The sequence below is a fragment of the Bacillus sp. AFS001701 genome, assembly GCF_002559405.1.
Lineage (GTDB): Bacteria > Bacillota > Bacilli > Bacillales > Bacillaceae_G > Gottfriedia.
This window is the reverse complement of sequence record NZ_NTZO01000143.1, coordinates 1-8599: the sequence shown is the minus strand read 5'-3', so window position 1 is coordinate 8599 and position 8599 is coordinate 1. Positions and strand designations below refer to the sequence as shown.

8 protein-coding genes are annotated in these 8599 nt (G+C 32.2%); 1 reads left to right on the top strand and 7 read right to left on the bottom strand.

Annotation, left to right across the window (positions count from 1 at the left end; translation table 11 throughout):
* From CN514_RS11385 to rsgA, 5 genes are all read right to left on the bottom strand, one after another.
* Positions 1-813: SWIM zinc finger family protein (locus CN514_RS11385; protein ID WP_353652064.1), on the bottom strand; the 813-nt coding region annotated here is incomplete at its 3' end.
* A gap of 139 nt (positions 814-952) precedes the next feature.
* Positions 953-1591 carry a response regulator transcription factor gene (locus CN514_RS11380; protein ID WP_098232678.1) on the bottom strand — a complete coding sequence of 213 codons (639 nt, stop codon included), beginning with the start codon at positions 1589-1591 and terminating at the stop codon, positions 953-955.
* 11 nt (positions 1592-1602) lie between these two features.
* Positions 1603-2619 carry a sensor histidine kinase gene (locus tag CN514_RS11375; protein ID WP_098232677.1) on the bottom strand — a complete coding sequence of 339 codons (1017 nt, stop codon included), beginning with the start codon at positions 2617-2619 and terminating at the stop codon, positions 1603-1605.
* Positions 2616-3353, bottom strand: coding sequence for a cell wall-active antibiotics response protein LiaF (gene liaF, locus CN514_RS11370; protein ID WP_098232676.1), 738 nt, complete (start codon positions 3351-3353; stop codon positions 2616-2618). Before liaF ends, CN514_RS11375 begins: the two co-directional genes overlap by 4 nt.
* A 754-nt stretch (positions 3354-4107) precedes the next feature.
* A complete protein-coding gene (gene rsgA / locus CN514_RS11365; protein WP_098232675.1) occupies positions 4108-5154 on the bottom strand; it encodes a ribosome small subunit-dependent GTPase A in 1047 nt (348 codons plus the stop codon).
* Positions 5155-5842: 688 nt separating this feature from the next.
* Here rsgA and CN514_RS11360 point away from each other — a divergent pair.
* Positions 5843-7237: a peptide MFS transporter gene (locus CN514_RS11360; protein WP_098232674.1), complete on the top strand. Its 1395-nt coding sequence runs from the start codon at positions 5843-5845 to the stop codon at positions 7235-7237.
* 55 nt (positions 7238-7292) lie between these two features.
* Here CN514_RS11360 and CN514_RS11355 read toward each other — a convergent pair whose 3' ends face one another.
* Positions 7293-7742 (bottom strand): dCTP deaminase domain-containing protein, encoded by a 450-nt coding sequence (locus tag CN514_RS11355; protein ID WP_069032426.1) that lies wholly within the window; start codon positions 7740-7742, stop codon positions 7293-7295.
* A gap of 117 nt (positions 7743-7859) precedes the next feature.
* The coding region (locus CN514_RS11350) for a GNAT family N-acetyltransferase (RefSeq protein WP_098232673.1) at positions 7860-8599 on the bottom strand (740 nt) is incomplete at its 5' end.

The window sequence follows — 8599 nt, the reverse complement described above, 5'->3', positions numbered from 1 at the left end:
AGGTAATTTATCTTCGGTAAATGAAATTCCATTAAATGGTATTCCATTTTCAGTTATTTTTACGTTTTCTGTAACTGTTAATAAATTAATGAATTGGCTCCAAATTGTCGGAGAAATGAACACATATTCATTTTTCTTAGTCAAAGGATTATTAAACATTTTTTCATCATCTAACAACTTTATTAAAAGTTCCCAAATACGATTAACTTCATTTTGTACACAATGTAAATTAGGGTCAAAAATAATACCAGCCGAAATTTCACTTGGTTTACCTTCTTTAACATCCTTTAAAAAATTGCGTAGATTTTCTACTTTCTTTTTTCCAAATGCCATAGCAATTCCAAGGATTTTATAACCTTCATTCATTTCAACGATTTCGCAAATAAACTCAAAATCAATTATTTGCCGATCGTCAAAATGTTTTAATTGTCCGCTTTTACGAAACGTTTTTTCATGAAAAAGTTCTAAAATACCATTCGATCTATCGGTGTTTCCCATAAAAACATCAATTTCTGAAGGATTTCCCTCGTTTTTTTGACGTTCAAAAATGGAAATTAAAACTGCAGCTATATGTTGACAATCCGTTTTAATTGAAGCTAGTTTAGGACATGTGCAATTACAATAAAAATCACCATTTTCTTCTTTTATAACATGAACGGTAAAATCTTCATTTCCTATAACTGTTGCTGCACAAGTATCATCATTATATTTTTCGATTTGTACTTTATTTGCGCGATAAAAAGAGTCACCTCTTTTGAAGGAGACTGTACCGCAGCGTTCTTTTATGATTTTATGATTCAATTTTATCTTCAAATAACTGCTCCTTCCAAAATAAATAAAACGAATATAACTATCTTACCATTAATTATTTATTTATCTAAAATATTGCTTCAAATTTTCTTATAAAAATAGAAAAAAAGAAGCCATTTTTGACTTCTTCTTGAAAATAAATCTATTTTTGTTCAACAATTCCATGTCTAAAAGCATAAATTACTGCCTGAGTTCGATCGACCACTTCTAATTTCGTTAAAATATTACTTACATGCGTTTTTACCGTTTTTAATGAAACAAACAAAGAATCAGCGATTTCTTGATTTGATTTACCTTCAGTCATTAAATGTAGCACTTCTTGTTCTCTAGCCGTTAAGTCATCATGTAATTCGCGTTGGGTAGATTTTCTCATTCTATTCATCATTTTTCCAGTAACAACTGGTTCTAAAACTGAGCCACCTTTATGTGTCGTTCGTATTGCACCTGCGATATCACTAGCTCTAGATGTTTTTAACATATAACTAATTGCACCAGCATCAATGGCAGGATAAACATTTTCATCATCAATAAAACTTGTAACAATGATGATTTTTGCTTCTGGCCATTTTGAAATTATTTGTTTCGTCGCTTCAATTCCATCCATAACTTCCATAATTAAGTCCATTAATACAATATCGGGACGTTTTTCTAAAACAAGTTCTACGCCTTCTTTTCCATTACTTGCTTGACCAACCACTTCAATATCAGATTGAGTACTTAAATATGTAGAAACACCCATTCTTACCATCTCATGATCATCAACTAACACGACTTTGATCAAATTTCCCACCTCTATTCAATTACCGGAACTTTTACTTCAATCTGAGTTCCTCTTTTTGGTATACTCACTATTTTTGCCGTTCCACCAATTTCAGAAGAACGTTCACTTATTGATTGCAATCCATACGAACCAGTTTTTCGGTTCTCGATATCAAACCCAATTCCATCATCAATCATTCGAACTAATACAAAATCTTCAATTTTTCTAATTCGTATTTCAAAAGTTTTTGCATTTGCATGCCTTAAAGTATTCGATAATGCTTCTTGAATAATCCTAAATAAATGATCCTCTACACCTTTTGAGAGTGAAATATCATCGATTTTCCATTTTAATTGGAGAGCCTGACGATTTGTTAATTCAGTTAGAAGCTTTTCTACGCCTTCTTTTAAGCTTTTACCTTCTAACTGAACTGGTCTTAAATGTAATAAAAGTGCACGCATTTCTGATTGAGCATTAATCGCCATTTTTTCAATATATTGTAATTGTTCTTTAAATGTAGTTTCACCAAGTTCATTGATCGCAGAAATCATCATCGAAATCGCAAATAATTGTTGGCTAACTGAGTCATGTAATTCCCTCGCTAGTCTATGTCGCTCTTTCGTTACGACATCTTCAATTGTCTGAGATTCAATTAATTTCTTTTCATCTACTAATTTTTGAACGGTCTTCCTTGAATCTTCAATTTGTTTAGATATTTTTTGAAGTTTTAATTCGATTTCGTTATCAATTGACCGAATTGAATGCTCTGATTCTTTATGATAAATTCCATTTTCTGCCTTTACTATACCTTCCAATAATGCTTTTTCATTATGACGAATCGTGCTCAAAACAGCTGTACTATAAACAATTGATATGATTATGATTGCTACAAATACTATTAACAGTAAAGAAAAATTTCCAATTTTATACAAAAACAATTTATCAAGTAAAGTATGATCAATGAAATAATAAACAACGCCACAGATTAAAATACTTGATGTAAATGCAGCAAGACAGATCGATAAAAAGATACCTTTGTCAATTTTCATTTATTTGTCACCTCTATATTTCCGATCGCTAAAGAAGTAACAATTTTTAACTTTCTTGAAGCTTCTTTATAATCATTAGAAGTGAACTTACAATTCTTGTTAAACCCGTTCAATTTATTTTTAAGGATATTAATTTTTCCAAATAAAGTAGAATGTTGAATTGAGACTTCTAAATCATATGGCACATACAAAGTAATATTACCGATAATTCCATTCAATACCAACACTGTCTCTCCTTCAGGAATAAATGACTCCGAAAGATCGATTATGACATCTCCAACCCCAAAATAATAATCTACATCATCTAATTCAAATGAATCATTCTTTAGATGAATATTTGTAAAAAATCGATTCGAAATGAGAGAATTTGTTTCAAAGACTCCTGTATTCGTTGTTTCAACTATGTTTGGGACAATGACCTTTGCGTTAAATTTAGAATTAACGAATATTAAATATCCAACATAAATCACAATAAAGGATAATACCCCTAAGATTGATTTCAATTGAAATACATTACTGATAAATAAAATGATTCCTCCAAAAAACGCGATATTCGCAGATGTAGAAGGGTAAACTTTACGTTTTTTTGCCCCATACTGAAATAAATAAATACCTACGCCAGCTGCGATTATTGCAAAAGGATTTAAAAATAGATCAAATAATAATCCTATGCCTGCAATTATGAATAATAATCCAGTTAATTCATTGCTAGACAATCGTCTAAATCGCTTCATATAGCTCTCCTCTATTCACTAAACTAGCTTGTTAATAGCAATCGAAAGCTTTTGTTATTAACTATTCTACTATGTAGTTTATCTATTTTTTGCTCGTTTTGATACAAACTTAAGTATTGTCTTATCTCGGTCTTAAGACTGAGATTTTTTTGAGGAATTATGTATGTACCCTTGGACTCATTATGAGTATGGTAATCGCGGATTTTTGCCTCTTTACATACTCATGAACCCCTTATGAGTTACTAAATTGCGCTTTCTTGCCTTTTTACTTACTCATCAACCTCTTATGTGGCACTTAATCGTGGGTTTTCGCCTTTTTACTTACTCATGAACCTCTTATGAGTCACTAAATCGCGCTTTCTTACCTTTTTACTTACTCATCATCCCCTTATGAGTCACTAAATCGTGGATTTTTGCTTTTTTACTTACTCATGAACCCCTTATGAGTAACTAAATTGTGGATTTTTACTTTTTTACTTACTCATGAACACCTTATGAGTTACTATATCCCGGTTTCTTGCCTTTGTACTTACTCATGAACCTCTTATGAGTCACTAAATTGCGGATTTTTGCCTTTGTACTTCCTCATGAACCCCTTATGAGTCATTAAATCCCGGTTTCTTGCCTTTGTACTTCCTCATGAACCCCTTATGAGTAAATAAATCACGCTTTTTTGCCTTTGTACTTACTCATGAACACCCCAAAGAGCCGCTAAAATCTCAAAAGAAAAAGAAGAGTATAAATACTCTTCTCCTTACTTATAAGACTTAGTATTCATCATTTTACTAATTTTTTTCCACTTATCTCTTTCTTGTCTAGCTAGTGATGCGTCTTGTTTACGTTCTGCATACGCTAGTTCTCTCATTAATTTATGATAGCTTGTGAGTCTTTGTTGATCTAGTTCGCCGTTTTCGATTGCCAGGTTGACTGCACATCCTGGTTCGTTTGCATGTGTACAGTCAGAGAATTTACATGATTTAGCTAATTCTTCGACATCTGTAAATGTCGATCTTATATGGTCTTCTCCACCCCAAAGCTGTAATTCTCGCATACCTGGTGTATCGATGACCATTCCTCCAGATGGTAGGAAAAATAATTCACGGTGTGTGGTTGTGTGTTTACCGCGATCGTCACCTTCACGTACGTCCTGTGTTATTTGAATTACTTCACCGATTAACGCGTTTAATAATGTAGATTTACCAACACCTGAAGAACCAAGTAAGGAAACAGTCTTCCCTTCTGAAATGAGCTGTTTCAGTTCTTCAATACCTTCTCCAGTTGTACTATTTACTGAATAAATAGGTACACCAAATGCAATTTCTTCAACTGCTGCAATTTTGGTTGGTAGGTCAGTGCATAAATCCTTTTTTGTTAATACAATAATTGGATTTGCTCCACTATCATAAGCAACAAGTAAATAACGTTCTAATCTTCTTATATTAAAATCGTTATTTAATGCCATTACTAAAAACACGTAATCTATATTAGCAGCTACTATTTGTTCTTCCGTTTTTTCTCCTGCAGATTGCCTTGAGAATTGACTTATTCTCGGCAATACCTTTTGAATAATTGCTTTGTTTTCACCTTTTAACGGTTCAATTACAACCCAATCTCCAACGGATGGATAATCACTTTTTACTTTTGCTTGGAATTGAAATTTCCCAGAAACTTCTCCAGTTAGTTCATTTTCTCCATCATGCAATTTATAAATTTGTCTTTGTTCTGATATAACTCTTGCAACAACAGTATTTAGATCCTTTTCTCCGAACGCTTCGTTCCAACCTAATTGTTTTAAATTCATTTTGTCCTCCAATTATATAAGGACAATAATGAAGATTTACTCCATTTTTTGTCCTCTACTATTTACCTTCTTCTGAACTAAATTAATTAACTTTCCCATATTCATCACTCCGTTTCATATATAGTACTTTTAGTATATCCAAATTTTAGAAAATCGTCCATGTGAATTAATTGAATATTAAAAAAGGACAAAACATCCTATTTTCATTTCGACATATTTTGACAATTCTCATTCTTTTGTTTAATTAAACTTTTATAATATTAAAGTAAAAAATAATAAAAACCCTTGAAATATTTCAAAAATTTATTATTATTTAGATATAGGTCTTTTTGTTTAGGCTGTACTAATACAGGTCAATCGACAAAGTCTAAAAATACTAGTTTAATAAGAAAAATCAGTATTGCTAGATTTGTCTGACAATATAAAAAACTTTACAGAAATACGCTATTGTGTGTTATACTAAAATAGTAAATTGGTTCCGAGTTATTTTTTTGCGGATCTAGATAAAAATTTAGTAGCATTGTTCTGATGAAAATAGTTAGAAATTTTTTTTAACTCAAATTGTCGAAATTTGTTGAATTCGGAAATTATTTTTTACAGTAAATTGACAGAATAGTATATGAATTGGCGACAATAAATATTCATACAGAAAATTACACAGAATAGCACTTATGAGGGAGGAATTTGAATGAGCGTAGCAGCAAAACAAAACGTTTCATCAAACGAGCAAAATCAAAAAACGAAACACCCACCTGGCCTTTACTTACTTTTTGCAACAGAGGCTTGGGAGCGCTTTAGTTATTATGGAATGCGTGCACTTTTAGTTCTTTATTTAACAACTTCAGTAGTTCAAGGTGGACTTGGATTTAAAGATGCTTGGGCACTACAACTTTATGGATTATTTACTGGTCTTGTATATTTCACTCCAATCATTGGTGGTTGGATTACTGATAATTTCCTTGCAAAGCGTGCTGCTATAACTCTTGGTGGTATCATTATGGCAGCTGGTAATATCGCATTATTCGGTATTCATTCTTCAACTGGTTTATACCTTGGTTTAATTTTAATGATTATCGGTAATGGTTTCTTCAAGCCAAACATTTCAACAATTGTTGGTGAACTTTATGAAGGAGATGACCCACGTCGTGATGGTGCATTCACAATCTTCTACATGGGTATCAACTTAGGTGCATTCTTTGCTCCACTTGTAACTGGTTATTTAGCACAAACTTTATTTATGTCAAAAAATGCTGCTGGTGATGATTTATTCGGTTACCGTTATGGTTTCTTAGCAGCAGCGATCGGTATGATTATTGGTCAAATTATTTTCAACTTATTAGCATCAAAATATCTTGGTGATTTAGGTACAAAACCTAATGCAAAAGTTGTTAAAGAGGGTAACAGCGCTTCAGTTAAGGATATTCCTCTTACTAAAAAAGAAAAACAACGTACTACTGTTATCTTTATCTTAGCTGCATTCGTAGTATTTTTCTGGGCTGGATTTGAACAAGCTGGTTCATCATTAACACTTTATACTGAGCGTTTCTTAGATCTTAAAGTTGGAAGCTTCAATGTACCATCTGCATGGTTCCAATCTGTTAACCCATTATTCATCATGCTTTTCGCTCCAGTTCTTTCTATGATCTGGATTAAAATGGCAAGAAATGGTAAAAACATTAGCGTTCCTGCGAAAATGGCAATGGGTCTTATCCTATTAGGTGTTGGTTTTGCATTCACAATTATGGCGGTTATGAAAACAGGTTCTGATCCAAATCATATTACTGTAAAAGCAAACATGATATTCATGGTTATGACATATTTCTTCCATACAATTGCTGAATTAGTACTTTCACCAGTTGGTTTATCAGCAGTATCTCGTTATGCACCTGCTAAACTTGCTTCATTATTAATGGGTGTATGGTTATCATCAAGTTTCATTGCAAATTTAGTTGGTGGTCAATTAGCTGCATTTACAACAACTCTTGGTATGTTACAAGTATTCTTAGCAGTAGGTGGAGCAGCTATCGTTGCGGGCTTAATCTTACTTGCTTTATCACCAAAACTTGCAAAAATGTTAGACTAATTATAAAAATTAAAAGAACTCGAGCATATCGAGTTCTTTTTTTATTTCTGCATTTTTATTTGCCAGTACTTCCAAATCCACTTACTCGTTCTTCCCCTGCGAAATCATCATCAGCTAATAAGAATTTTTGGAAAACAGCTTGTCCAATTCGCTCGCCTTTTTGAATGATAACAGGCTCCTTTGATACATTTATTAATTGCATCATGATATGGCCATCGTTTGAAGGATTGCTGTAGTAGTCTGAATCAATAACCCCTACCCCATTGCCTTTCATTAAACCTTTCTTTAACGGTGTAGACGAGCGTACAAATAATGCTAAAAATTCGTCTTTTTGCATATATGCTTTTAATCCTGTACCAACAAGTTTGATCTCGTTTGGATTTATAATTGTCTCTTCAATACATTCGATATCATAACCAGCTGCATGAGTCGTTGCTCTTTTCGGAAGATTCACTCCACAATTTTCAAATCCTTTTGCTACTTCAAAACCTCTTATTTTTTCCAAAACTTTCACCCTTTACCATTTAATCCATTTCTAGTGTAACATAGATACTTTCATAATGATAAAATTATTAGTACGTAAAAAAGAGACTGTCTTAAAAAACAGACAGTCTCTTACAAATTATTGGCTAATTTTATAATAATCTTGAGTGTTATATTGTCTAAATCCACAATCGATATATAATTTCTTCGCTTTACTATTTTCAAGCGCAACTTCTAAATGAATTTCGTTTCCAATCTCGCTTTCTTTTTGAATGGTTTGGAGTAATGCATTTTTTCCATATCCCTTACCTTGGTATTCTGGAAGTATTGCAAATCCATAAATCCAGCTCTCATTATTTTCTCGAAGCAAACTCATTTTACCAATTTTTTCATCATTTACTTCTATTATAAATAAATCACGATCAGGTTCATTTAAAATGCGTTGATTGTACTTCTCGGCATCACTATTTTCGAATCCAAAACATACAACATCTAAATTTGAAATAAATGCGAAATCTAATTGCTCAGCTTTTGTGAATTTAACGATTGGTGTAAATTCTTTTACCTCTTGGTTTTTCCAAGCCATTTGATATTCAGAAAAAGAATATGTACAATTTTTTTGATTTGGAATAAATTCTTTCGCTGATGTTGAAGCTTCAGGTGCATTTAATAAAATGGTAGTGGATGGAGCTATTGAATTCAGTGCTTCATTTAACAAACTAGAAAAAATTCCTTTTCGTCGATACTCCGGATGAACCATACCGCAGATTTCAACTTTTTCTCCAAAATAATAAGTTGCTAAAAATCCAACTAATTGATTTCCTTCATAATGAAAGAAATCTTCTTTTATATCTTTTCTTCGATTTCTTAACATTTCCC

Excerpts from the sequence above, each read along its gene's own strand:
- CN514_RS11375 (WP_098232677.1), bottom strand. The coding sequence starts at position 2,619 with ATGAAAATTGACAAAGGTATCTTTTTATCGATCTGTCTTGCTGCATTT.
- liaF (WP_098232676.1), bottom strand. The coding sequence starts at position 3,353 with ATGAAGCGATTTAGACGATTGTCTAGCAATGAATTAACTGGATTATTA.
- rsgA (WP_098232675.1), bottom strand. The coding sequence starts at position 5,154 with ATGAATTTAAAACAATTAGGTTGGAACGAAGCGTTCGGAGAAAAGGAT.
- CN514_RS11360 (WP_098232674.1), top strand. The coding sequence starts at position 5,843 with ATGAGCGTAGCAGCAAAACAAAACGTTTCATCAAACGAGCAAAATCAA.